Origin of the sequence: Sphingomonas sp. 66-10 (assembly GCF_001897045.1) — a bacterium.
Classification (GTDB): Bacteria; Pseudomonadota; Alphaproteobacteria; order Sphingomonadales; family Sphingomonadaceae; genus Sphingomonas; species Sphingomonas lycopersici.
In genome coordinates this window covers 50,012-50,942 of sequence record NZ_MKRR01000160.1, presented here as the reverse complement: position 1 = coordinate 50,942, position 931 = coordinate 50,012, and the positions used below count along the sequence as shown (strand labels likewise).

The 931-nt window shown below is 65.2% G+C and carries 2 protein-coding genes; both read left to right on the top strand.

From position 1 onward, the window contains the following. Positions 1 to 588 (top strand): CoA transferase subunit A (locus tag BGN95_RS25015; protein WP_286774363.1); only part of this gene is annotated, 588 nt, incomplete at its 5' end. Further along, positions 588 to 931, top strand: a 344-nt coding sequence (locus BGN95_RS25010) for a CoA-transferase (protein WP_502688352.1), incomplete at its 3' end; no start/stop codon positions are given. The genes BGN95_RS25015 and BGN95_RS25010, both read left to right, overlap by 1 nt.

Genomic DNA, 931 nt, shown 5'->3' with positions numbered 1-931 from the left:
CTCGCCGCCGGGACCAAGGACCTCACCATCGCCAGCAACAACGCCGGGATCGACGGCGAGGGGCTCGGCAAGCTGCTCCGCTCGCGCCAGGTCAGGAAGATGATCTCCTCCTATGTCGGCGAGAACAAGGAGTTCGAGCGGCAATATCTGGCGGGCGAGCTCGAGGTCGAATTCTGCCCGCAGGGCACGCTCGCCGAGCGCTGCCGCGCGGGCGGGGCGGGGATCCCCGGCTTCTACACCAAGACCGGCGTCGGCACCCAGGTGGCCGAGGGCAAGGAGGTCAAGGTGTTCGACGGGCAGGAATATATCCTGGAACGCGGGATCCGCGCCGATCTCAGCATCATCAAGGGCTGGAAGGCCGACGAGGCGGGCAACCTCATCTTCCGCAAGACCGCGCGCAACTTCAACCAGCCGATGGCGACCGCGGGCAAGGTGTGCGTCGCCGAGGTCGAGGAAGTGGTGCCGGTCGGCAGCCTCGATCCCGATGCGATCCATCTGCCCGGCATCTACGTGAAGCGGCTGATCGTCGGCGCGCCCTACGACAAGAAGATCGAATTCCGAACCACCCGCCAGCGGGAGAATGCGTGATGGCTTGGGATCGCAACCAGATGGCGGCACGCGCCGCACGCGAATTGCAGGACGGTTTCTACGTCAACCTCGGCATCGGCATCCCGACGCTCGTCGCCAACCATATCCCGGCCGGGGTGGAAGTGACGCTGCAGTCGGAGAACGGGATGCTCGGGATCGGGCCCTTCCCTTATGACGACGAGGTCGACCCCGATCTGATCAACGCCGGCAAGCAGACGATCAGCGAGCTGCCGCAATCGGTCTATTTCGGCTCCGAGCAGAGCTTCGCGATGATCCGCGGCGGGCACATCGACCTGACCGTGCTCGGCGCGATGGAAGTCGCCGAAAATGGCGACATCGCCAA